This is a genomic window from Clostridium facile (genome assembly GCF_014297275.1).
GTDB classification, from domain to species: Bacteria; Bacillota; Clostridia; order Oscillospirales; family Ruminococcaceae; genus Massilioclostridium; species Massilioclostridium facile.
The window spans coordinates 1599806-1622566 of record NZ_JACOQK010000001.1 but is presented as its reverse complement, the minus strand read 5'-3'; the positions used below and the strand labels follow the sequence as shown (position 1 = coordinate 1622566).

Genomic DNA, 22761 nt, shown 5'->3' with positions numbered 1-22761 from the left:
TTACCTCCTTACTCCTGTGCTCTATACTGTAACCATTTTATCGAAAAATCTCTTTTCAAATATCCCAGTCTATGAAATCTTCATGGTTCAATATAAAGTGCTGATATAAACATTTCAGATTTTTCTGTTCATTCTGTGAGAGCTTTGCTCCGTTTTCATAGCGCAAGGTGTCGGCATACAGGATAAACCCATCCACCTTTCCTGATGAAGCCCGAAACTCACCGTTTCCAATAATTTCAACACCGTTACAATCAAATGTTACCGATGAAGAATTTGTATAGATTCTTGTAATTGCTTCGATCATTTGCAAATATCACCTCTCATTTTCGGGCGATACCATTCTCCACCCGGATGTCTGCACCCGGATAACAGGACGGAAAAAGTCATAGTCATTGTGGATCTCATTATCCTCCCGAACCTCCGGTTTACAGTGAGGGGAACAGGGCAAGTATCCAAGCAAAGGTCCCATACCACCGCAGATATTGCCTCCGCCGTCGCCGCCGCAGATGGTCAATGTTTTCCCGTCTACCAGCTCCCGTTTATAGGGATCGTAGGCGATAGATAGGCCGAAGAAGTTGGACTGCTCCATGTCGTATGGCTTGCCCTGATCTTCCTCGCTTTCAAAGTGGTGCAGATGCATGGAATAATCCAGTCCATCTCCCCAGGGAAACAGGGTGCGGCATCCGCCTCCGCACAGATAGGCCCACTCATCCGGCGTAGGAAGGCTGGCTGCCAGCTCCCACAACAGGGACCGCTGAAACTCCGGGTAGGTCATTGGATGGCACAGCCACGCTCGCCAGCTATCACCATTGCGTTCAAAGCGGACAGTTTCGTGTATTTCAAAGCTCTGGCTGTCCTGACCCGCCCACTTCTGCAAGTTCTCCAGCCAGTCAGGGTGGGCAGTGATGCGAGGGTCGCTTATGGAAACGCTTTCCCAGCCAATCTTCTCCAGTTTTCTGCCCACGAACATGGGACCGATGGTTACCTGGCGTACCGGGGTCATGCCCTGCCGGAGAAATTCCTCCGCAGTGCCCTCATATTCGATTTCCGCAAAAATATCCGCCAGCTCCTCTTGGTTGATCTTGTCCATCCCTTGGACAAAGCTCTCCCAGCCAAGAATCACGGTATCGCCCGGGACAAAGACAAACTCCCGACCACCTTTTTCAAATATACCAGTCGTGCAGCTTTGTCCCCAGCGGGTAAAGGCGTATAGTTCCTTAAATGTCAAATTATAACGAGTCGCCAGCGTCTGCATCAGCCAGAGCTTTTCGGTCAGTTTCAATGTATCAAATTGTGGGCGAAATAAATTCTCATTCATAGCCATTCCCTCTTTCTGATTCAGGGTAATCCTGTCTCAAATTAAAAAAGCAGTTCACCGAAAAACAGCCTGAGAGTCACGGCAGATAATGATTCAAGCTGTGGCTTGCTGAGAGGAGTGTAGTGAAGAACGATTTCTCCATACAACTCCGTGTTGATGTGGTGTTCTTCCAGATACCGCAGAACCTTTCGGTTGTTCCGCACGATATTTAGACGAAACCTGGTATGATCAATGGCATATTCAAAACAGTCCGAGTCAATCAACTGACCATTGGCTGGATCATTCATTTCCAAGCGGAGTGCTTCCGCGCCGGTCTTGCGGGAGAGTGTAAAGTAACCATCCTCCAGTTCAAAGAACAGGCAGGACAGCCCTTCCTCATTGTCCAGCTCCCAAGTCATTCTTTTTGCAAATAATTCCATCATTTTACCTCAGACTGCGTTCCAGTCGCACAACATTTCATTCTGCGTGACCCGGCGCAGTTCGTCCCGTACCTCCATTAGAGCAAAACCCAGCAGGTTTTGCCCCCGCCACTTCATCGGGTCCTGCGCCTCCAGGGAGTTGGCTGAAAGCCGAATGCCCCAGATGTTATCGTAGGGACTGGCCTCCGCCAGCACACTATCTCCGGTGGAGAGGAGAAATTCCCGCAGGTTGCGGTTCTGGCTGAATTTGCACCAGTTGCCATTCAATACAATGGCGTATTTGAACTTGTCCCATACCTTCTGGTCAAAACCCCGCACCTTGCGGCCCAGGGCCTTGATCTGTTTCGGGTCGCTGCATTTCAAAATTTGCTCCCGAATCTCCTGATCGCCGAACAGTTCCGCCTTGCCTGCCATCATATACTGCTCCATACAAAGATAGGTATTGGCAACGGACCAGAAATCCTCCATCCACCACTGGCTGAGACAGCTTTTTGTCAGCTGGCCGTCCTCGGCAGGCTGATGGCCCCAGAACAGACACAGTTCCCGCTTTCTCCCCATGGAAAATTCCTGCTGGAGCCACTGGCGAGTGTACTTAGGGCTTCCTTCCGGCTGCCACGCATTCACCCAGAAGTCCCCATGTTCCAGCACTTCACTGCTATTTTCGTCATCCCACCAGCCCTTCCAGGTGATTGGTTCAGGAAAAAGAGCGCGGTATTTTGCCTTTTCTTCTGGTGAGAGTGTGTCCAGCCAATCGCCAAATCGGTATATGTAATCCTCCCCATAGCCCATGCGCCAGCCAATAGAGTATCGTTCGATCTCACGGTGAGCCAGCCAAGGGGGAGGCATTATTTTCTTTTCCTGTAGTGCCATATCATTTTCCCTCGTCTCACAGCAATTAAGTTCTTGTTTTCCTACCATATAATCAAACTTCCGTCTGTTGGTAAGATTGGGGTTCTGTTTTCATTTTCCAGATTCGTTTCATGCGATGCAAATCTTCCATTCCAGCCGAGCACGATATGCCCATCCTTGTAAATATCAATGATCCGGCTGAAAAATAGAGGGAACTGAGGAAACCTTTCAAAGAAGTATTGTTCAACCAGCAAATATTGCGCCATTCGGCACAACTGAAGATCTATGCTGTCAGGAAAGCCACAATCACGCAGGAATCTTTTTTCCACCGAGTTTAGATCAGGGCCATTTGCCTTCGATGCTCTTTTTTCATAAGTGCGCCAACTGGCCTCCACACATGGCATGAATTCATTCTGGTAAAACTTCCACCCAGCCGTTTGCAGAATAAAGGTATCTGCACGACAAATGCCTTCTTTGAACAAATTCGTAAGGCAGACGGTTCCTGAGTAGTTCTTTGTATGCAGCAGTAGTTTTTCTGCTCGTTTTGGGTCCTTTTCCTGAAGATATGGGTAATACGATGGTTTATCATACGGAACGCCACAACAGGAAAACCAGGGTATTTCATCGAAAGAACAAAGGGTTTCATTCATTCCTTCCGTAAATACAATCTTTTTCTTGAAAAACATACTCAGCCCCCATAACTACTCCAAAGTCATTTCACAAAGAACCAGCTTGTCTTTCTCATCGCTGAGAAATGCCCGGTTTCCCCATACATCCAGCACATGGAAGGAAGCGTATCCACGGGGCATGGCAAGGTCGATCAGCACCAAATCCGAAAGGCGCAGCACCTTTTGTTTACCTTTCCAGTCATCATTCTTAAAAATGGGAGATAGGATCAGGTAAGTCCTGTCACCGGAGAATTTTCCGCGCATCCCGTGTTTTCCGGGCAGGCGGCTTAAATTATCTTTGCCCCACAGTTTCTTTTTGAATAGTCCGTTTTCCTCCAGTTCCAGATACCAATAGTAGCCCATGAGAGAAAGACCCGCCGGATTGATGGTGCTGCTTTCCAAAAAGGCATAAAACTGTCCGTTCTGTTCCAGTATGGAGCCAATCATAGGATAGTTGTAGTGAAAGTCTGCCTGGGCAAAATTGCCGCCAGCTCGCTCTATCGCCGCCAAATGGGTCTGTCGGGTCCCTGCTTTGCTGTATACGCAAGAGCCGCTTTCTGCCCAGTGTGCAGTCATGGTTTCAAAGTCTACCGTCAGGCTGGTAAAACTGTTGGTCGCATCAGCAGAGTTGTCCACTCGGCACACAATAGGGAAAACGCTCTGGCTTCCTGTGACTGCCACCGGCTTGGGAATACCCTGGGCACACCAGTTATCCATGGGGATCGGAATCCACTTTCCATCCATCTGCGGCATCCACCAAAGGGATTTACTGGCCGGGCAAACCAACAGTATTCCTCTGTCGCATGAGAGCAAGACAGGAACTTCCCAAACATCTTGCTGCTCTTTCGGCTCTGGGCTTAGAATCCACCTGGAAACTTCGCCTTTGACCCACAAAACGCCGCTGCACTTTTGCGTGAGATGATAGGTCCAAAACACAATTTCATCCTCGCTGCGGGCTACCATACCTTTGCATCCAGTTGGGCTGTATTTGAAGGAAGTTCCCGTCAGTTCGAATTCCTCGAACTCCCAGTTCTTTATCACTTTTAGTTTCGCTTTCATACTTTCACCTCACAGCAAGTCTACCTTGATACTGTACCGTTCCAGAACCGGCAGCACCTGTTCCGGCTTGGAGGACATGAGAGTAATATGTTTGAGATTGGGGAACTGGCGCAGTTCCGCCTCAGTAATAGTATTAAGATCAAAGGCTCCATCCTCGCCATCCCAGAACGGACAGAGCTGGGTATAAATCTCGCTGCCGCCATCCATCTCGATTTCTGTGACCGCCGGGGCCAGCCGCTCCGGGATCGGGTATTTTGTAAGCCACTTCCGAATCTCTGGGATGGGTTCATATCCTTCCGCGTCAATGTCGATCTTGCGTCGGCTATACTCTCTGGCAAACTCATGGGCATCCAGTTTAGGAGCCAGTAAGCCTTTTTCGTACATCAGGACTTCCATGACCGCCAGCTTGAAGTTGAAGGTATCAAAGTGCAGCACTGGTTCCGTCGGCTTGGATAACTTGTATTTCTGCGCTTTCACCGCCTTATTTTCTGGCTCTTTCCAGCTGATCTGTACCATAGCGGAAAGGGCCTCCAGCTTGGCTTTCTGCGCTGACTGCTCCTCTGGAACAGGACCCGGCAGACGGGTATAAACGGTAAAGCCGCCTAATTTGAGGGTATGGGCAAATCCGGCGAAATCCTTCCAGCTGGCCTCCCGGTAGTCCTTGGACCCGATCCAAACCGCTCCGTCAAATGTCCGCCGGACCGCATAATCTCCCTGTGCCGCTACCCGGACACCAAGGGTTTTGATGGTCTGCTCATCTTCGTCCAACCAGCCCTGTAGTCCAAGCTCGTCCCATAAAGCAAGTGCCTGGGTATAGGAACTCTCTCGGCCAGTCATGGGGCTTTTCCGTGTTCCATTTTGCAGGACAATGCGGGCAGGCCCCAACTTTTCCGCCAGCTGCGACAGGGTAAACGGCGGCGTAAATACCGACCCCAGGATGGTCAGGCTGTCTTTTTTGAGAATGATTTTTCGCTCCGTGGCCTTGGGCGGAAGATAGATTGGCAGATTCGGGTACACTTCTTTGTACTCCCGCCATTCCAGCTTTTTGGGCTTGTTTGCCGTCCGCAGAAAGCCCCAGAAGTCGATGGGATAACGAAATACCGGTCCAACCATATGCCGCCGGGTGACGATGACCACCGTGCCATCGGTGAGAATTCCAATGTGCTGCATTTTCTCCCCGCCGAACATTCCCGGGCGGATACGCAGCACTTCACGGGTGTTCCTATTGATGAGCTGGGCAAAGTCATCGGAGAGGATTTCGCCGTTTCCCTGCACCAGCAGCCAGTCCCCGGTAAACCAGCGAAGTTTCAGCCCCTCGCCCATTCCAGGCAGGAGGGCAATTCGACACCGCCCGGTGTCCATGTCCAGTTCCAGCAGGCATTCTTCCATCCGCCCCTTGCCACTAACTGCGTGGATCATGGTAATGCGGCCTGTGCCGGGAACGGGAACGGCCTCGGAGAGATGGTCGTATCCATCCAGTGAGAAGGTGTGTTTTGTTACCTTGCCGTTTTCCCAGCGGTAAATCTGCCCCTTGTACCACTCGTTGGAAAAGTAGACCCGGCCCAGACCGTCTGTCGTAATGCCGCAATGGTATTTGGTGCTCCATCCATCTTCCGGCAGAGTCCAGTTTTTCACATCCTGGCAGGTGCCCCGGTCTGTCAGTTCAATCCGTGTAGCGTTGGTGGGATCACCCACCCAGAGGGAATGGTCAGCCCAGCACAGGGTCTGGGGTGGACCGTCATATCCAATGGGGGACGGTTCGGCCCAGTTAAGCGTGGCTGGATTCTTGCTCAATAATGCTCGGCCAATAGTCCCGCTGCCAGCGGCCCTGGACGCGGCATAGAGTCCATTTTCTGCGGAATAAGTGAGGCACCCAAGATGCGGCAAACTGTGGGCGCGGGTCACCTGGGGCGGACGCTGGCGCAGGTCGGCCACACAGCCGTTTTTCCATTCTTCTGCATCCTGGTTTTTCCATTCGCCCGCCGCAAAATCACCCGCCAGGGAGTTGAAGAAATAATCGTACTCATCCTGAAGTATGTATTCCTCGCAGGGCATTAGCTTTCCAGGGTCCTGCTCCTTGGCATGGTCGCCCCATTTTCGTCCTTGCTGTTTCATCAGGTGACAATATTGCCCCTGCTTTTTGCAGTAGCGTTCCCATTCGCTGCGTTCTTCCTCTGGGATCAAGGCAAACAGATACTCGTCCTCATCGTCCAGGTTATACAGTGCCCAGCCGAAGGCAGACAGCTCCTGCCCCAACGCCGCCGCCCCTTTTTCATGGGATAGTTTCATATATTGGACGCCAACGGCATCAAAGCGTTCATCCAGCAGCGCCGGGACCTGTGTGCCCCATTTTTCTCGAAGTTCCGCCAGAGTGTCCTGTACGGCTCCGTCAAATTTCAGAATGTCTAAGGCATCAGATATGATTTGTGCCCAGCCTGGCATAAAAGTACCCCCTTTTTAGTGCCTCAAAGTTTGCTGCTCAGCCGCTTGACTGGCGCAGACATTACATCTGGAAAATGCTTACACAGAATCTCTGTGAATAAGGTCATTGCAAGAAACGGCTTGAGATTACCTGCTGCAATCTCAAAATATTGAGAATAGCCCCAATCCAACTCATCTTCTCCGCACCAAAAGTTGAGAAGTTCTGCCCCCAGATCCATCCGCTGACTGGATAGGGATTTCCATGGAATCTGTGACCGCAGATACTCCTGAACCTCTCTGAGCTGTTCTGCGGCAATGCGCTGATGGGCATAATCCCACACATTCTTAAAATAGGTATCCAGTTCTACATAGCCAGAAAAGAGGATGCCGCAATCAATCTTGGAAAATATCTCCACCATACAAAGGATGCGCCGCCGGTGAAAAGCCTCCATTTCCCGTTCCAAGGCCTCAGCCTGAATCATTTCGTGTTTCTCTATACAGGCATAAGCTTCATTTTCTGGTATCTGGAACGCTTCATCTACTTTTTTGGCTATGGTAAACATCTGGATTTCATCGGCATTCTTGCGCTTGCGTAGGTCATCCCAACTGCCTCGCTCCCATTTATCCTCTTTTGAATAACAAGCAGAGCATATCGCCTGTGCCGGGTCAATTTCTCTCGTCAAACAGTAAGGACAAAGAATTTTCGCATTCTCACACAATCTGATCGGCTCCTTTATATTATTCCATGTCCGCTTCTATTTCTTCCGCTTCCGACAAGCCATATACATCCGTTGGCGTATCCCCTGAAAACTCAACCATAAGTCCAAATGGCTCCCCCACAGGAAGGGTACAAATCTCAAAGTGCAGGCCCCATTCTGTCTCATCATAAAACAGAAATTGCGGCTGCTCGGCGGGAATCTCCGTTTCAGGGAATGGAGCGCGCTGCAATCCAAACTTCTCAGGGCTTTTACCAATCTGCGCCTGAACCTCATGCTCCGCTTTTGAAAGATACTCCCGCCAGTTTTGAAGCACAGAACGGATAAAATCCAGGTTTGCCGACCGGAGTTCAGATGTGTTCAAAATAATGGAAAACAGGATCTCTGTGTCTGCGATTCTTCCAGTCCAGCAGTGGATGGTTCCTGGTCCTTTCTGAAAGGTCAGTGCTCCCAATCCCAAATCGGAATGTTCAAAAAACTGTTCCATATCATTCTTGCCCCAATCCCCAGGTTACAGCGACAGCCATGTGGTCAAAGCACTAATTTCCCCCCGCAGCAATGCGGATTTCCCAGCGGCGGCAAAGGCTTTTTGGACACCGCCATAGCGCCGCTCGGAGCGATCCGCCAGCTGGAGCGCGGCTGCCTCCAGATTGGGAATCGCCATCACAGCATCTGCCAGCGCCTGGGCGGAGAGTTTATCCCCGATCAGAGAGGCGGCAAAGTAGCGCAAATGGCTGTGAGAGAGGGCGGACAAATCGTTTAGTTTATGCAGCTCATAGAGTTTCAGGGCATAAAGGGAAGGAAGCCCATCCAGAGCCGGTAGTTCCTGCACAGCTGGGAGTGACTGGAGATAGAGTTTCTGAAGCCGGGTCGCTGGAGTCAGGAAAGGGGCAAGATCTTCCGTTTTCCGCATTTCCTCCAAATGGAGATAGGTAATGCTGGTGAGAAGTGGGGTGATGTCGCCATTCTTTTCCCCACGCAGGTGGAGAACACGCAGGCCGGGGATAGAAACATCGTCCCAGGAAACAGGGGCCGACAGCCATAGGGACAGGGTATGAAGCCGCTTTAGCTCGGAGAGAACTTCCACCCCCTCGCATTTTTCCATTAGGGTCAGTTCCTCCAGATTGGGATAATCCTGGAGAAAGGACAGATTTACCTTCCGCTCTCCCGTCACAGCCAGACACCGTACCGCATCTGGTTTTTGTCCATTCAGATCAATCTTTTCTCCGCCACGCCAAAAGACCGCCGTGCAAAAAGAGGGCTCCATTTTCATAAAAATCACCAGTCCCGTTCCCGGATAGCCTCCTCCATGTCAATCGGAATGCCAAACCACTTCAAAATGTAGTCTACAGTGACGCCGATGCAGTCCCGGGCTACCGTTTCAATCTCACTGTTGTTCTCGTAAAATTCGTCCTGAAGATCATTGATGCCGCAAACTGCTTTGTCCAGCTTTTCCTGCACCACTTCGGTGTCGGTTTCGCCGCTCTCCAGCAGGTCGATGACCTTCTGGAGTTCGTCCTTTACCTTGTCTACCAGAAAAACTGGATAGTAATCATCCTGATACATCTCGTCCAGCAGTTTGTAATTCGGGTCAAATGCTTTCATCATGATTTCTCCTTTCGCATTCAAATATCAGCTTGTATGTCTTATGCAACCGTTATCCCGCAATATTGGCGCTCTCTATCCCATTTTCCAGGGAGCCGCAAACCTCAACAGTGTGTCCCCAGAACATATCGTCGTCATCAAAATAGGCCGTAAAGTCACCCTCATAAGTAAGGCTCAGTTCTGACAAAGTAATGCGCTGGGCAAATCCTTCTTCTGTAATGGGATCAGCATTTTTCTTCTCATCGTCATCTGCCTGCCACTCATTGGCCAGCCCGGTCAGTTCCTTTGCCGCAAATTCCCGCATGGACTTGTCCCAGCTTTCGCGGTCTGCCATAACTTTGTGGGCAATGCTGCGGACGGTATCCCAGGTTTCCTCATCCTCCAGATCTATTTCCAGTGCAAGGGAGACTTCCTTTTCGTTCCACAAGATTTTGCCATCCAGCAGCCCGAAGTCCCGGTTCAGTTTCAAAGTTCCCAGAACTTCATCCTCAATGTTTACGGGTTTCTGGTATTCCTCCCATACTGCCTCCAACGGAGGGCAGGGGACAGAAGGCTCCAGCACATCTATAACAGCCCAGCTGTTGAACTGTTCCGGAGTGGTGTGTTCAGGTACCAACCCATCCAACAATCTGCGTACCTTCAGACGGCAAATCTGCCCTTGCTGCAAACGCCCCCAGCTCTTTTCACTGTTGCGTTCCTCCTCCGTAACCGGCCATTTCAGCCGACCTTCTTTAATGCTGACCTTGCCGGTATTGCAGAACACCATACCCAGTGTAATGACAGTCATCTCCCAAAAGTCACTGTTATCGCTCTTATGGTACCCAGCCCCAATGCACTTACGAATCAGGGCAATCACTTCCTGCTCCTCAGTCTCATATTTTTGATAAAATTCCTCAAACATTGCGTTAGCTCCTTATTCCTCAAACTCGCCCTCAATCATTCCATTGAGATATTTTCCGGGATCAGCGATAAATGCCTCCCATTTGGCTAACGGATGAAACTCCTCATGCTCAATGTCCAGATACCAGAGTTTCTTATCTCTGGGACTCCACAGCAGCAAATAGTCGCTGTAATTATCCATTTTCGCCATGAGAGAGAGCAGCTTTTTCCGCTTCCAGGTCATCTCCTGCACATCCATGTAGGGGTACAGTTCCGCCCATTTCACCAGCTCCCACTCTGGAAATTCCAGACGCAAGGGGCCGGTCTTTAAGTATTCCACCAGCTTGGCAGGTAGCTTGTAAGGCATGAGTTGACGCGCCTTTTCCTGTTCGTTGTGCCATTCCTCCGGCTCCAGAGCTTTTAAGTAGGCGGCCATTTCCTGATTTTTGTTCTGCACTGCTACGGTGTAGGGCCGGTCACCGTATTTATCTGGGATGGTGATATCCGCACCCTGCTCCACAAGCCAGCGCACCATAGGAAAATCGTTGTGCCGTGCAGCTTCAGTGACAGGAGTCGAAGCGTAGGGAAACACCATGTCTGGCTTGTGATAGTTGATGTCCGCCCCGTTTTGAATCAGATACTCCACCAGCAGCTGATTCCCATGGCTCGCCATACTGCGCAGGGCTTCACCGCCGTGTTGTTTCAAATCCATGCCCAGTCTTTTCAAAATTGGGAGCACATCAGGCTCATGCCGATCCACCAAGTGGAGAAACAGCCTGCATATATCCCGTTGTTCTGCCGGGATTCTGACTCCCGCATCTACCAAAAAGGAAAACAGGGTCAGGTCTGGACTGCGCAGGGAACCACAAAGCAATGCTTCCGGGTTATGGGTCAAATCTGCTCCGCATTCGATCAGGAGCTGCACCATGTCCATCCGATTTTCCAGCACAGCCAATTCCAGTGGAGAGGCTTCGCCATCCCGCGGCCACTCTCCAATCATTACCTGATAGCACTGCGGCTCATTGGGAGAATGTCCTGCGTGAAGCAGGGAACGAATCGCCTCTATGTCACCACTTTTGATGGCAGCCATCATGGGAGGTACATTTAAATAGCTTACTTCACTCATCCGAGTCCTCCTTATAGTCTATTCAAAAATTTCCTGATACCTTTCTCTCAGTTCCTTCGGAGCCGTCTTGATGACCTTGCTACCGCCGTTTTCGGAGGCCGGGCCCCAGATGGCCCAGAGCAGGCTCTGCCAAGCGATGGCCCGGAATTTCGGGTTTTCGTTTTCTTCCGGCAGGAGATAAGCGGAAAAGCGGCGCTTGACTGCCAGCAGTGCATCCAGGATTTCCGCATTGGCAATCAGACTACGGAATTCCCTGGCAGGCTCCAGCCACTGCATAGACAATGCGCCCCGCACCAATACCCCCAGCGTCCATGGTTGAAACCCAAACTTCCGGATCAAGGCATGAAGGAATTTCCCTTGCATGGAAGAGTGCTCGTCATCGCAGAGATCCAGATACTCCGTCACCAGCGGCGCCCACGGTTCTCCCTCCAGCCCCAGAGCAAACACAGCGAAAGTACCGGGCATCGCGCAGGCTTCATCCGCGAGGTTTTGGTACCACTCAAACTCCCGCATAGCCAGACGAGCGTATCGCTCCATAATCGGATGCAGACTGGGATACTGCACAGCGCAGGCAAAGAGCTGGTTGACTCCCTTCTTGGGCAGGCCGGGAATGGGCAGATAGAGTTTCTCCTTTCCACGAAACTCCACCGAGTAACTGCGGGGAAATCCCTCCTGAGAAAGCACCGCACACAGGTAGTCCAGGATTTCAGCATAGCACTCCTCGGTGGAGTCCTTGGCGGTGATGCGGATGGTGGCAAACACATCATTGGCCGATGCGGTGAAATGCTCCGTCTTACGCCGCTGGATGGCCTTTGGCAATTTGCCGCTGCCGGCTGTTTTCAACTGCTTCACCATATCCGGGCGAAGCTGGGAAACCAGGCCGAGAATGTGTTCGGTGGTGAGGAAGTCGTAGCTGGCTCCATATACCGTATAACAGACCGCCACATAGCAGGCAAAGTGCAGCAGACCTTCGTCCACATCCTCCGGCCGCAGCTCGGGCCACACGGTGCAGGTCGGGTAAGCGGAAAAGGAATCCGCTTTCTCTCCAACCTTAAAATATCGCTCCTGCACCTGGTGTTCGATGTATTGTCCCAGTGTGTGATCGATCTCTTTCCAGCCCGCCAGCCGCCGCAGTGCATCGCAGAATACAACCGCCTCCTCGTAGGGGAACCCCTTCAAAGGCAGTTTGGACAGATACCGATCCAGCAGCTGACTGGGAAGAAAGGGCGTTCCGCTTTGGCTCCGAACTACCATCGGGTAGCCTGAATGATTTTCTTTGGCGGTTCCATCCAACACATCCTGAATGCACTGATCGGCGTGTTCCAGCACTTCTGGGTTCGTATCTGGTTTATGAATCAGGTAATAACGGCCATGTACGCCATCACGTTTAGGCAAACTCATAGCAGGCCACCACTTTCTTCCAGGTTCTCCGTTATCGGAATAAAAATCTGTCGGTAAAGTTCCTTCAGTTCCTCCGGAGCTGCTTCCACCACTTTTTGACCACCCTTGGCGCTGGCTTTGCCCCAGATCACATAGCAGACCGTTTCCCATGCGTATTGCAGCACTTCCTCTGGGCTGGATTCTGTTTCCAGGGTGGGTTCCTCGTCCTCGTCATCATCGTCATCCTCGTCGGAGGAAAAACCGCTTGGAACGATCTCGGACAGGTGGATTTTTGCCTCCAGCAGAGCGTCCAGGCTTTCTGCGTTTGCCATCCACGCGGCATAGTCCTTGGAATACTTCATGTTCTGCATGGACAGCACCCCACGGACAAATACAGGGACAGTATCGGCGGTAAATCCGAACTGTTTCACATACTCCCGGAGGAATTTTTCCTGTAAGTGGGAGTGCTCATCATCGCAGAGATCGAGATAATCCCATACCAGCTGCCGCCACTCTTGCCCCAGCATTCCCAGGGCGAACACGGCAAAACTTCCGGGGAGTGCGCACTGCTCATCGCTGAGATTGGTGTACTGCTCATATTGCCGCATGGCAAGCCGGGCGTACCGTTCCATCAGGGGATGGAGGCCGGGGTACTGCACAGCACAGGCAAAAAGCTGGTTTACTCCCTTTTTGGGCAGTCCTGTGATGGGAAGATATCTCTTTTCCGGTCCTTTAAACTCCACCGCATAGCTGCGGGGAAAATCCTCCTGCGAAAGAACCTCACACAGATAGTCCAGCACTTCATGGCAGCATTCCTCTGTGTTGTCCCTGGCAGTAATACGGATAACGGCAAAGGCATCGTTGGCCGATGCAGTGAAGTGCTCTGTTTTCCGCTTTTGCAGAGAGATCGACAGCCTGCCGGTCCCATGTTCCCGGAGCTTTTTCACCATATCAGGACGGACTTTCTCCACCAATCCAAAGAGGTAATTGGCGTCCAGATACTGAAAGTCCAAGCCATACACTTTATAGCTCACTGCCACATAGCAGGCGAAACGCAGCAGCGGCTCCGGGACCTCCTCTGCACGGATACCTGGTTTCAGGGAATACTCCCGATCCCAGAAGCGATCATCTTCATCGCCTGTTGCAACAAAATACTTCTCTTGTAGCTCCCGTTTCAGCATATCAAGTAGATGGTGGTCAATTTCACCCCAGCGGCTCTGGCGGCGCAGGTTTTCGCTGAAGGCGATGGCCTTTTCCGCATCCAGGGTCTCGGCCCGCTGTATTTCGGTCCATGCCCTAAGCAGTTGCCACACCTCAAAGGGTGCACCTTGACTGCTGACCACTACCGGCGGCCAGTGGGAATCATCAAGCCGCGTGATTTTCCCGTCAATGGCATCCTGGATACACTGGTCAAAGAGCGGTTGCAGTTCTTCCTGTACCTCGGGCTTCATCCAGTAACAGCGCCCGTCCGCACTGTTGAACTTTGGCAAATTCATAGCGATTTCCTCCTATCAGGTCTGCTGATGCTGCATGGATACGATCTGGCAGTCTGGGCAGAACTCCACATAGAGCGTCCCCTCCGCACAGTCAAACACCGTATCCCACTGGATCTGTGCCAGATACTTCATAGGCTTTCCGCAGTGGGGGCAGGCGGTGTATTCCCAGTCCTGAACCCAGTTGGCAAAGCCGCCAACGGTATTCACATCGTCACAGGCGGCGCCATAGAACAGGGGCATTGGCGCACCGCCCAGCACGAAGGGATTTTCGGTAAGGGACCTGTAGTCCTCCGGCCGGACATAGCAGTCCATCTTTCCCGCCCCGTCAAAGAGCTCTGAGGGAAAGACCTCTACGCCGCCGTCCAGAGTAAAGCTGTTAAATGCGGGACCTTTTAAAAACCCGACACAGTTGGGACAGCAGGTGGCAGTTAAAATACCAGCCAGCCCCAAAAATTTAAGCCGTTCATCTCGACCATCCAACACAAGAATGTCCACCATTTGGCAGCCACAGTGAGGGCAGGTATCTTCTCGGACTCGACCGATGCGAACAGAAGTTGCTTCGCCAGGCTCACCCTTCACCATGGGATAACAGGTATCGAAATTGAGCTGTGTCCGATGCCCTTCTTTGTCAAAGGTCCAGCCACCACATTGTGCATAGATAGATGGGTCTACATAGAGGCTCTTGCGCCATGGCCGAGGATTTCGCTCCAATTCCAGCAGCGTTTCCATTGCCTTGTCATCTCCCTGGAAGGCAAGACAGCACATCAGATTGGCCGCTTCATGGGCATTCTCGGTTTTTAACAGAGCGGCGATCAGACCATCTCGAACATCTGCCGGGGCACGGTAATAGATCTCACAGGGCCAGAACACCTCTGCGGCCAGTGCCGCCCGCTGAATCTCCGGGGTGATGGCATCACGGTAACTGAGCAGCTGCCAGAAGTCGGTAGATTCCGGGTCCTCCATATTACTCAGCCGCTGTATATTCGCCATCAGGTTTTTCTGTTTCTCTATGATCTGTTCCGGTGTCCAGGTCAGTGCAGTTTTCCGTTCCTGCTCACACTTACACTTCCAGCACAAGCCCTCATAACCCAACGGCGTGTCACAGATCAGGCATCGGTATTTGCATTTCATCATTTCTCTCCTTTCCCTATAAAACAAAATGCCCTGCGCCGTATTGTCTCAATGACATACTAACGCAGGGCATAAAAATCCGCACGGAACCAAAAGCCGGTCACAAAAATCCGGCCTTTTTTAGTATCTGAATAAATTGGATTGCCTTGTAATCCTATAGAATATGAAATCTTATTTCTGAACATCTTTTTTCACCTTATTCGTTTTTCCTTTGGCACGCTCCATCTCGTCTACCAGCGTGTTGATCTGAAACTCTACCATATCCTCCGCAACTTCTGAAAAGAGAAAAGGCATGGTATCAGGGATCGCTTTGTAGACCATCATCATGCTAAGGGCCAGATTTCCAAATAAGCGGGCATCGATGCTGTCCACCGGAAGACCGAAAACAGAGAGCAATTTGCTGTAAAAAGTAATTTGATCCTGTTGAAAGGCATTATAATTTTCCGCAGAAAGACAGCGGAAAATTTCCCCTTCTTCCTCTATGGACAAAACCGCGACTCCATTTTTGGCTCCATAGCAACAATTTTTCAGAAAGGTTTTTACGCCTTCCCTCCAACTTAGGTTCGGATCCTCCATCAAACTTTGTGCATAATATATCAGTTTGGGTTGCTGATACCGTAGAGCCTGCAAGACCAGTTCCTCTTTGGAAGAGAAAAAAGTGTAAAAAAAGGTTTTTGATATTCCTACTTTCTTACACAGAACATCAATACTGCTATGAATCAAGCCCCTATCCACAATGCACTGAAGGACAGTAGTCATCAATGCTTCTTTCACTCGTTGGCGTTCTTCAATAGAATAAGATTTTCGCGGCATCTTTTATGCTCCCATTTAACAATATAAAATACAAAATAATAAAATAGTATTTATTTTATTATACATTAGAATAATGCAGAAACGCAATCCTAAATTTGTGAATGAAATGTAAATATAAGTTCTTTAAAATAAAATGTTTTTTCTTTCTGCTGTAATCTCTCTTAAAGTGGGGACTTCAAGGAGGTCCATAATGAACCACCCCTAAGTCCACAAGACAGGCAGACTACTCCCTTGTGAGTAAAAATAGATTTTTTAAAGCAAATAATATCCACCTTTTCAAGGCTATCAGGATACATCCACAGGTTAATTTTTTTCTTGTTCTCAAACATGATCCATCTGCTTATTTGTTTTACAACGCCTGCTACAACCCCTCTTTTTTTCCTTGCACAGTCGGTAATTATGGTTACCTACAACCCCGACAACAGGTATTCGGACGGTTTTGCAACCCCTATGGTTTCTGATAGCCAAAAGAGTCGTAAAACCCTGATGCGGTCGGCATTGCCGTCCGCTGTGAACCGGAACGGGGAAGCCTCAGCAACCCCGTTCCTTTCACCTGCTTATTTTTCGACCTTGCTTTACCTGCAAAATACGACCGCTTTACATCTGTAAAAGTTTGTTTAATGGCGTGTAGAACAAGGTAAACACCAAAGAATCGTACTCCTGATTTCTGAATACATAACTTTTTCCTTTCAATAAAAAAGCCTTCAGTTTTTGCTGTGATAATCAAAAACAAAAGGCTTTAAAATGATGTGTTAATATTTTATTGCTGCATGCCAACAGGGAGAATAATAATGATTTTGGGCAAAAGAAAAAGGCGTATGAATTTTTAACTCTCCATACGCCTTTCAGTGCGATTTTTGCTATTTGTGGGTTTAAGTCCTGTCAGTATAGGATTTTTGCCGTTTGGCATCTATAGAATCTATGCTGAAAAACTTGCCCTGAAAATGCGAAAAAACCTCGATTTTATCGAGGTTTTTTGCTTAGGCATCTTTTTTAGTGCCCTCTTATGGCGGAGAAGGAGGGACTCGAACCCTCGCGCCGGTTACCCGACCTACGCCCTTAGCAGGGGCGCCTCGTCACCAACTTGAGTACTTCTCCAAATGACAAGACACCTACCAAGTTTACGTTTGCTCCTTTTATAGAAGCGGTTACAGGGTTGTCCACTTGCTAAAGGTAGACATTCCACTATAACACGTTAATCTTTGGTTGGCGGAGAGGGTGGGATTCGAACCCACGGTCCCTTGCGGGATCACTGGTTTTCAAGACCAGCTCCTTAAACCACTCGGACACCTCTCCAAATCAAATATTAAAATGATTTGCAACGACATTTATTATATCAAACAACTTGTATTTTGTCAACAAGTTTTCCAAAATAATTTAGAAAAACATCTTTCTTTGTAACAGTTTTCAGTGGCATCTATATGAAAAGCCTTATATAAAATTTGACAATATACTTTTTAAAGCAGAAAATGAATATACGACGGTATCTTTAAAAAATCTATTTTCTGTTTTATTTATCTCTACTATTATCTACAATAAAACAGCATTCTTGATATTTTTGAAATATTAAGAGTTAATTTTCAGAGGAAATATAATACTTAAACGCATATTAATCCCCCTCATTTAATGGAAATGAGGGGGGGTGGCGATTTTTATGAAGAATATTTTTTCTTGCGCACAAAGGAGAAAATCCGTACAGAGTTAAGCATTGCTAGAATGGTAACACCAGTATCGGCAAATACGCCCAACCACATTGGTGCCAATCCAATCGCTACTAAGATAATAACAATCAATTTTATCAATAGTGCAAAGGCAATATTAAATTTTACAACTCCCATACTGCGTTTTGCAAGATGGATTGCTTTTGGAAGGTTTTGTAGTTGGTTTCCCATAATTACGACATCAGAAGAGTTGTTTGCTATTTCACTTCCTAATCCCATTGAAATTCCCAAATCTGCTGAAGCTAATACAGGGGCGTCATTAATGCCATCTCCAACAAAGGCTACTGTGTGGTTTGTTTTTAACCGTTGTAATTGTTCTACTTTATCCTGTGGCAACAAAGAAGCATGGTATTCGCTAATACCACATTGTTCTGCCACTGTTTTGGCAGCTTGAGAACTATCTCCTGTTAACATTACTACTTTTTGTACTCCATTTTGTTCTAATTCCTGAACAATTGTTTTACTGGCTTGTGGGATCGTTTCCTTTAAATAAATCATTCCAGCAATTTTACCATCAATACAAAGGTAGGAAGCCGCATAAGTTTTAGGGGTCATTTGATAACGAGCTAACAATTTTTGGTTTCCACATAATATTTGTTGCCCATCAATGATAGCGGAAACGCCAAAACCAGCAATTTCATTTACATCGGATACTTCCAGTTTTTCATTTTTTTGAGTATAATCACATATTGCCTGAGAGATTGGATGATTTGAGTATTGTTCTACTGCTGCCGTATAGGTATAAACCTGTTCTTGGGTAAATTCAGGCATTACATCAATCCGTTCTACCTCTATTTTTCCAGAAGTAATGGTACCTGTTTTATCCATAGCAACACAGTCAATTTTGGATAGGGTTTCCACATATTTTGTTCCTTTAATGAGTATACCTTGTTTTGAAATTGCTCCAATAGAGGAAAAGAAAGAAAGGGGAACAGAGATAACCAAAGCACATGGACAGGAAGCTACTAAAAAGATTAAAGAACGCAAAATCCATGTTTTAAAATCTAAAATTCCCAATAGTGGAGGAACTACGGCCAGAAGGATACCGCATATAATCACAATGGGCGTATACAGTTTGGAAAATCTTGTGATGAATTTTTCGGTTTTTCCCTTTTTTTCTGAAGAAGCATAAACCAAATTTAAAATTTGGGAAGCGGTAGAGTTTTCAAATGTCTTGTTCACCTGACAGGTAAGGGCACCAGATAAATTAATACTGCCGGATAACAACTGGCTACCTGTTTCTGCTGGAACTGGAATACTTTCCCCTGTTAAAGCTGAACTATCAATTGCGGAATGTCCAGAGAGGACAACACAGTCCAATGGGACTTTATCTCCAGCACGAACTAAGATTTTCTCTCCTATCTGTATTTCTTCCGCTTTTACCGGAACTGGAGTTCCGTCCTCTAATAAACGGTTGGCAGTATCAGGGCGAATTTCGGTTAACGCTTTCAGATTTTTACGGGAACGTTTGATTGCTACCTGCTCCAAAAATTCGCCAATTTTAAATAAGAGCACTACCATACAAGCTTCTGGATGTTCCCCTAAAGCAAATGCTGCTACTGCTGCAATGGTCATTAAAGTATCTTCTTCAAATTTTAAGTGGAATAACCCTTTAATGCCGTTCCACAGTAAATCATATCCTGCTAGTAGGATACAGGCACCAAATAAGATGGTAGAAACAATTTCTGGAATCGGTAAAAACGCAAGAACAAAACAAGCAACAGAAATTCCATACAAAATGAAATCTATCTTTTTCATTTCCCCATGGTCATGGTTGTGTTCATCTTGGTGTGTTTCCTGTTTCATCAAAGCTTCTCCTTCTACGCAAGCCTTACAGGAACAGTGTTCTTCTCCATGGTCATGTTCACAACAAGCATCATGGCACCTATGATGTTCTTCTTCATCTGGTGGATCATGGCTATCATGATGATGAGTGTGATGCTCGTGACCTTCACATCCACAACTATCCTGCTCATGGCTTTCTACTTGCTGGCAGTGGCAATGTTGCTCATGGTTGTGGTCATGGTGATGGCAATGGGAATTTTGAGGTTTTGTAAGCTGTTCAGCTGCCGCACATGCTTTACAAGAACATTTTGACATAATAAAACCGCCTTTCTAAAAATGTCTTTTTTATTTTGTAATAGAACGATCTTCCCGAATGTGGTCTAATGCTTGGAAGATAATCCCTTTTACATGGTCGTCATCTAAGGAATAAAAAATTTGTTTTCCTTGACGGCGATATTTGACTAACTTGGAGGATTTTAAGATTCGTAACTGGTGGGATACCGTACTTTGATTTAAAGACAATAGTTCACAAATATCACAAACACAAAGTTCATCTTTTCCTAACGCACAAATAATTTTTAGCCTTGTATTATCTGAAAATATTTTATATAGTTCTGCTAACTCCTCTATTTCCTCTAAAGTAGGAAAATTTTGTTTTGCTAAATCAATCAAATTTTGATGAGGGCAGTTTTCACTACAAACTGGAACATTACATTCGTTCAATTTAGTCACCTCTTTTAATATATGCACATATATTCATATGTTAATCTTATAATAACTCTTTTTTTATCTTTTGTCAAGGTTCATTTTTTATAAAATCCAACTTATTTTTTGCGTTATTACATAGTTTTTTACAATGTTTTTTGTTTAATAATACAAAAATAAATGTAAATTACACAAAAAATTATTGATTTTATTTGAGCCTTATCGTATAATGATTATGTTTTGTATATAATTTATATAAAAATAAAATACATTATTAATTTTAAAATAGGGAGTGTGCATATGTTGACCCAAAAAGAACAAAAGGTCCTGGATCACATTTTAAAAGATCATACCTATCAGCAATCAGAAATTATTGCGATTATGCAGGATATCCAGCAAGAATATCATTATTTGCCACAGGAGGCTTTATGCTATATAGCTGACCAACTAAAATTGCCAGAAGCAAAGGTATACAGTGTTGCTACCTTTTATGAAAATTTTTCCTTAGAACCAAAAGGAAAATATGTCATCAAAATTTGTGATGGCACGGCATGCCATGTAAGAAAATCGGTGCCAATTTTAGAAGAATTCCGAAAATCCTTAGGATTGTCCGATTCCAAACACACTACGGATGACATGATGTTTACTTTAGAAACAGTATCCTGCCTGGGGGCTTGTGGGCTAGCTCCAGTCTGTACTGTAAATGACAAGGTACATCCTTCTATGACTCCAGAAAAAGCAAAAGAATTGATTCAAACTTTAAAACAGGAGGAAGCATCCAATGAGAATTAATACATATAATGATTTGGTTCAGATGAGGAAAGAATACAAGGCTTCCTTGGATAGCCAGTACAAACAAATCCTGATTTGCGCAGGTACAGGGTGTGTTGCAGGTGGTTCTCTGGATATCTACGCAAGGATGCAGGAATTGCTCAATGAAAAAGGGCTGCATACCTCATTAGTATTAGAAAAAGAACCACATGAACATGGTTCCGTTGGTATCAAAAAAAGTGGTTGCCATGGTTTTTGTGAAATGGGTCCACTACTCCGTATTGAACCACAAGGATATTTATATATCAAGGTAAAAGTAGAAGATTGTGAAGAAATCATCGAAAAAAGTATCCTTCATGATGAAGTTGTAGAACGCCTGATTTATAAAGACGCAGAACATTCTTATAGTAAACAAGAGGAAATTCCTTTCTATAAAAAACAGACCCGTATTGCTTTAGAACACTGTGGACATATCAACGCAGAATCCATTAAGGAATATATTGCTGTTGGCGGTTATAGCGCTATGGCAAAAGCTTTATTTGAAATGGACAGCCAGCAAATTGTTGATGAAATTTCTGAGAGTAATCTGCGTGGCCGCGGAGGCGGAGGCTTCCCCACTGGTGTGAAATGGGCACAGGTACTGGCTCAACCACAAGAGGAAAAATATATTGTCTGTAATGGGGATGAAGGTGACCCGGGTGCATTTATGGACCGGAGCATTATGGAAGGGGACCCTCATCGTGTCATTGAAGGAATGATTATTGCCGGAATCGCTACAAAAGCACATCATGGCTATATTTATGTGCGTGCGGAATACCCACTGGCAGTAAAACGGTTGAATACTGCTATTGCAAAAGCGAAGGAAAAAGGGATGCTGGGAAAAAATATTCTGGATTCTGGTTTTGATTTTGATTTACATGTTAACCAGGGTGCAGGCGCATTCGTTTGTGGAGAAGGTAGCGCACTTACTGCCTCCATTGAAGGGAACCGTGGCATGCCACGTGTAAAACCTCCTCGTACTGTAGAACAGGGCTTATTTGGAAAGCCAACTGTATTGAACAATGTAGAAACATTTGCCAATGTTCCTTCTATCATTTTAAAAGGGGCAGATTGGTTTAAAACAATTGGTCCAGAAAATAACCATGGTACAAAAGCATTTGCTTTAACTGGAAACGTAAACAATACCGGATTAATCGAAGTGCCAATGGGAACTACTTTACGTGAAGTTATTTTTGACATTGGCGGCGGTGTAAAAGGCGGAGAATTCAAGGCAGTACAAATTGGTGGTCCTTCTGGCGGATGCTTATGCTTAAACCATAACCATCTGGATTTGCATTTGGATTATGACTCCTTAAAAAAAGTTGGTGCTATGATCGGAAGCGGCGGAATGGTTGTTATGAACGACAAAAGCTGCATGGTAGAAGTTGCCCGCTTCTTTATGAAATTTACCCAAAATGAGTCTTGTGGAAAGTGTGTTCCATGCCGTGAAGGGACAAAGCGTATGTTGGAACTGTTAGAAGATATTGTTGCTGGACGTGGTACCATGGAGCATATCACTATGTTAGAAGAATTATCTCAGATGATTTCCGAAACCGCATTGTGTGGATTAGGTAAAACAGCTGCTTATCCTGTCATTAGTACTTTAAAATATTTCCGTGAAGAGTATATCGCCCATGTAGTGGATAAAAAATGTCCAGCTGGGGAATGTAAAGCACTGTTAAACTACGTTATTGACCCAGAAAAATGTAAAGGTTGTAGTAAATGCGCAAGGGTCTGTCCAGTTGGCGCAATCAGCGGAGAAATCAAAAAGCCTTTTGTTATTGATACAAGCAAATGTATCAAATGTGGCAGCTGTAAAGAAGGCTGTAAATTCAATGCCATTCGGGAGGAATAAGAACA

Annotated in this window: 21 protein-coding genes and 2 tRNA genes; 2 read left to right on the top strand and 21 right to left on the bottom strand. The window is 47.0% G+C overall.

Annotated features, from left to right (window positions below; all coding sequences use genetic code 11):
• Window positions 1–55 precede the first annotated feature (55 nt).
• The 21 genes from H8Z77_RS06740 to H8Z77_RS06640 form a co-directional block, all read right to left on the bottom strand.
• The gene (locus H8Z77_RS06740) at window positions 56–304 is read right to left on the bottom strand and encodes a hypothetical protein (RefSeq protein WP_186996554.1); all 249 of its coding nucleotides are present in this window, start codon (window positions 302–304) and stop codon (window positions 56–58) included.
• 9 nt (window positions 305–313) lie between these two features.
• Window positions 314–1318 carry a hypothetical protein gene (locus H8Z77_RS06735; RefSeq protein WP_186996553.1) on the bottom strand — a complete coding sequence of 335 codons (1005 nt, stop codon included), beginning with the start codon at window positions 1316–1318 and terminating at the stop codon, window positions 314–316.
• A 41-nt stretch (window positions 1319–1359) separates the two neighbouring features.
• Window positions 1360–1737 carry a hypothetical protein gene (locus H8Z77_RS06730; RefSeq protein WP_286165500.1) on the bottom strand — a complete coding sequence of 126 codons (378 nt, stop codon included), beginning with the start codon at window positions 1735–1737 and terminating at the stop codon, window positions 1360–1362.
• Window positions 1738–1746: 9 nt separating this feature from the next.
• Window positions 1747–2607 (bottom strand): riboflavin biosynthesis intermediates N-glycosidase, encoded by an 861-nt coding sequence (gene ybiA / locus H8Z77_RS06725; protein WP_186996551.1) that lies wholly within the window; start codon window positions 2605–2607, stop codon window positions 1747–1749.
• Window positions 2608–2648: 41 nt separating this feature from the next.
• Window positions 2649–3272, bottom strand: a complete 624-nt coding sequence (locus H8Z77_RS06720; protein WP_186996550.1) for a hypothetical protein — start codon at window positions 3270–3272, stop codon at window positions 2649–2651.
• A 15-nt stretch (window positions 3273–3287) separates the two neighbouring features.
• A complete protein-coding gene (locus H8Z77_RS06715; protein ID WP_186996549.1) occupies window positions 3288–4313 on the bottom strand; it encodes a hypothetical protein in 1026 nt (341 codons plus the stop codon).
• 9 nt (window positions 4314–4322) lie between these two features.
• The gene (locus H8Z77_RS06710; protein WP_186996548.1) at window positions 4323–6755 is read right to left on the bottom strand and encodes a DUF6892 domain-containing protein; all 2433 of its coding nucleotides are present in this window, start codon (window positions 6753–6755) and stop codon (window positions 4323–4325) included.
• 23 nt (window positions 6756–6778) lie between these two features.
• The gene (locus H8Z77_RS06705; protein ID WP_025543808.1) at window positions 6779–7453 is read right to left on the bottom strand and encodes a hypothetical protein; all 675 of its coding nucleotides are present in this window, start codon (window positions 7451–7453) and stop codon (window positions 6779–6781) included.
• A gap of 19 nt (window positions 7454–7472) precedes the next feature.
• Entirely contained in the window at window positions 7473–7937 is a 465-nt protein-coding gene (locus tag H8Z77_RS06700; protein WP_186996547.1) for a hypothetical protein, read from the bottom strand.
• Between the two features lie 24 nt (window positions 7938–7961).
• Window positions 7962–8723, bottom strand: a complete 762-nt coding sequence (locus tag H8Z77_RS06695; RefSeq protein ID WP_286165499.1) for a hypothetical protein — start codon at window positions 8721–8723, stop codon at window positions 7962–7964.
• Window positions 8724–8728: 5 nt separating this feature from the next.
• A complete protein-coding gene (locus H8Z77_RS06690; protein WP_186996546.1) occupies window positions 8729–9055 on the bottom strand; it encodes a DUF5713 family protein in 327 nt (108 codons plus the stop codon).
• 52 nt (window positions 9056–9107) lie between these two features.
• A complete protein-coding gene (locus H8Z77_RS06685) occupies window positions 9108–9956 on the bottom strand; it encodes a DUF2262 domain-containing protein (protein WP_186996545.1) in 849 nt (282 codons plus the stop codon).
• A gap of 12 nt (window positions 9957–9968) precedes the next feature.
• Window positions 9969–11060: an ankyrin repeat domain-containing protein gene (locus tag H8Z77_RS06680; protein ID WP_186996544.1), complete on the bottom strand. Its 1092-nt coding sequence runs from the start codon at window positions 11058–11060 to the stop codon at window positions 9969–9971.
• Between the two features lie 18 nt (window positions 11061–11078).
• Window positions 11079–12461 carry a DUF6138 family protein gene (locus tag H8Z77_RS06675; RefSeq protein ID WP_186996543.1) on the bottom strand — a complete coding sequence of 461 codons (1383 nt, stop codon included), beginning with the start codon at window positions 12459–12461 and terminating at the stop codon, window positions 11079–11081.
• A complete protein-coding gene (locus H8Z77_RS06670; protein WP_366471972.1) occupies window positions 12458–13936 on the bottom strand; it encodes a DUF6138 family protein in 1479 nt (492 codons plus the stop codon). The genes H8Z77_RS06675 and H8Z77_RS06670 overlap by 4 nt, the downstream gene beginning before the upstream one ends.
• A gap of 15 nt (window positions 13937–13951) precedes the next feature.
• The gene (locus H8Z77_RS06665; RefSeq protein ID WP_186996542.1) at window positions 13952–15067 is read right to left on the bottom strand and encodes a hypothetical protein; all 1116 of its coding nucleotides are present in this window, start codon (window positions 15065–15067) and stop codon (window positions 13952–13954) included.
• 171 nt (window positions 15068–15238) lie between these two features.
• Window positions 15239–15880: a TetR/AcrR family transcriptional regulator gene (locus H8Z77_RS06660; RefSeq protein WP_186996541.1), complete on the bottom strand. Its 642-nt coding sequence runs from the start codon at window positions 15878–15880 to the stop codon at window positions 15239–15241.
• Window positions 15881–16887: 1007 nt separating this feature from the next.
• Window positions 16888–16978, bottom strand: a tRNA-Ser gene (locus tag H8Z77_RS06655).
• Between the two features lie 109 nt (window positions 16979–17087).
• Window positions 17088–17176, bottom strand: a tRNA-Ser gene (locus tag H8Z77_RS06650).
• 356 nt (window positions 17177–17532) lie between these two features.
• A complete protein-coding gene (locus tag H8Z77_RS06645; protein WP_186996540.1) occupies window positions 17533–19701 on the bottom strand; it encodes a heavy metal translocating P-type ATPase in 2169 nt (722 codons plus the stop codon).
• Window positions 19702–19731: 30 nt separating this feature from the next.
• Window positions 19732–20118, bottom strand: a complete 387-nt coding sequence (locus H8Z77_RS06640) for an ArsR/SmtB family transcription factor (protein WP_436231579.1) — start codon at window positions 20116–20118, stop codon at window positions 19732–19734.
• A gap of 273 nt (window positions 20119–20391) precedes the next feature.
• Here H8Z77_RS06640 and nuoE point away from each other — a divergent pair, with 273 nt between their 5' ends.
• Together nuoE and nuoF are read left to right on the top strand one after the other, a co-directional pair.
• A complete protein-coding gene (gene nuoE, locus H8Z77_RS06635) occupies window positions 20392–20883 on the top strand; it encodes an NADH-quinone oxidoreductase subunit NuoE (protein WP_069986668.1) in 492 nt (163 codons plus the stop codon).
• Complete coding sequence (gene nuoF / locus H8Z77_RS06630) at window positions 20873–22756, top strand: NADH-quinone oxidoreductase subunit NuoF (RefSeq protein ID WP_069986671.1); 1884 nt, start codon at window positions 20873–20875, stop codon at window positions 22754–22756. The genes nuoE and nuoF overlap by 11 nt, the downstream gene beginning before the upstream one ends.
• Window positions 22757–22761 lie beyond the last annotated feature (5 nt).

What these genes read in the sequence shown, in the direction of transcription:
- H8Z77_RS06740 (WP_186996554.1), bottom strand. Translation starts at nt 304, where the DNA reads ATGATCGAAGCAATTACAAGAATCTATACAAATTCTTCATCGGTAACA.
- H8Z77_RS06735 (WP_186996553.1), bottom strand. Translation starts at nt 1,318, where the DNA reads ATGAATGAGAATTTATTTCGCCCACAATTTGATACATTGAAACTGACC.
- H8Z77_RS06730 (WP_286165500.1), bottom strand. Translation starts at nt 1,737, where the DNA reads ATGGAATTATTTGCAAAAAGAATGACTTGGGAGCTGGACAATGAGGAA.
- ybiA (WP_186996551.1), bottom strand. Translation starts at nt 2,607, where the DNA reads ATGGCACTACAGGAAAAGAAAATAATGCCTCCCCCTTGGCTGGCTCAC.
- H8Z77_RS06720 (WP_186996550.1), bottom strand. Translation starts at nt 3,272, where the DNA reads ATGTTTTTCAAGAAAAAGATTGTATTTACGGAAGGAATGAATGAAACC.
- H8Z77_RS06715 (WP_186996549.1), bottom strand. Translation starts at nt 4,313, where the DNA reads ATGAAAGCGAAACTAAAAGTGATAAAGAACTGGGAGTTCGAGGAATTC.
- H8Z77_RS06710 (WP_186996548.1), bottom strand. Translation starts at nt 6,755, where the DNA reads ATGCCAGGCTGGGCACAAATCATATCTGATGCCTTAGACATTCTGAAA.
- H8Z77_RS06700 (WP_186996547.1), bottom strand. Translation starts at nt 7,937, where the DNA reads ATGGAACAGTTTTTTGAACATTCCGATTTGGGATTGGGAGCACTGACC.
- H8Z77_RS06695 (WP_286165499.1), bottom strand. Translation starts at nt 8,723, where the DNA reads ATGAAAATGGAGCCCTCTTTTTGCACGGCGGTCTTTTGGCGTGGCGGA.
- H8Z77_RS06690 (WP_186996546.1), bottom strand. Translation starts at nt 9,055, where the DNA reads ATGAAAGCATTTGACCCGAATTACAAACTGCTGGACGAGATGTATCAG.
- H8Z77_RS06685 (WP_186996545.1), bottom strand. Translation starts at nt 9,956, where the DNA reads ATGTTTGAGGAATTTTATCAAAAATATGAGACTGAGGAGCAGGAAGTG.
- H8Z77_RS06680 (WP_186996544.1), bottom strand. Translation starts at nt 11,060, where the DNA reads ATGAGTGAAGTAAGCTATTTAAATGTACCTCCCATGATGGCTGCCATC.
- H8Z77_RS06675 (WP_186996543.1), bottom strand. Translation starts at nt 12,461, where the DNA reads ATGAGTTTGCCTAAACGTGATGGCGTACATGGCCGTTATTACCTGATT.
- H8Z77_RS06670 (WP_366471972.1), bottom strand. Translation starts at nt 13,936, where the DNA reads ATGAATTTGCCAAAGTTCAACAGTGCGGACGGGCGCTGTTACTGGATG.
- H8Z77_RS06665 (WP_186996542.1), bottom strand. Translation starts at nt 15,067, where the DNA reads ATGAAATGCAAATACCGATGCCTGATCTGTGACACGCCGTTGGGTTAT.
- H8Z77_RS06660 (WP_186996541.1), bottom strand. Translation starts at nt 15,880, where the DNA reads ATGCCGCGAAAATCTTATTCTATTGAAGAACGCCAACGAGTGAAAGAA.
- H8Z77_RS06645 (WP_186996540.1), bottom strand. Translation starts at nt 19,701, where the DNA reads ATGTCAAAATGTTCTTGTAAAGCATGTGCGGCAGCTGAACAGCTTACA.
- nuoE (WP_069986668.1), top strand. Translation starts at nt 20,392, where the DNA reads ATGTTGACCCAAAAAGAACAAAAGGTCCTGGATCACATTTTAAAAGAT.
- nuoF (WP_069986671.1), top strand. Translation starts at nt 20,873, where the DNA reads ATGAGAATTAATACATATAATGATTTGGTTCAGATGAGGAAAGAATAC.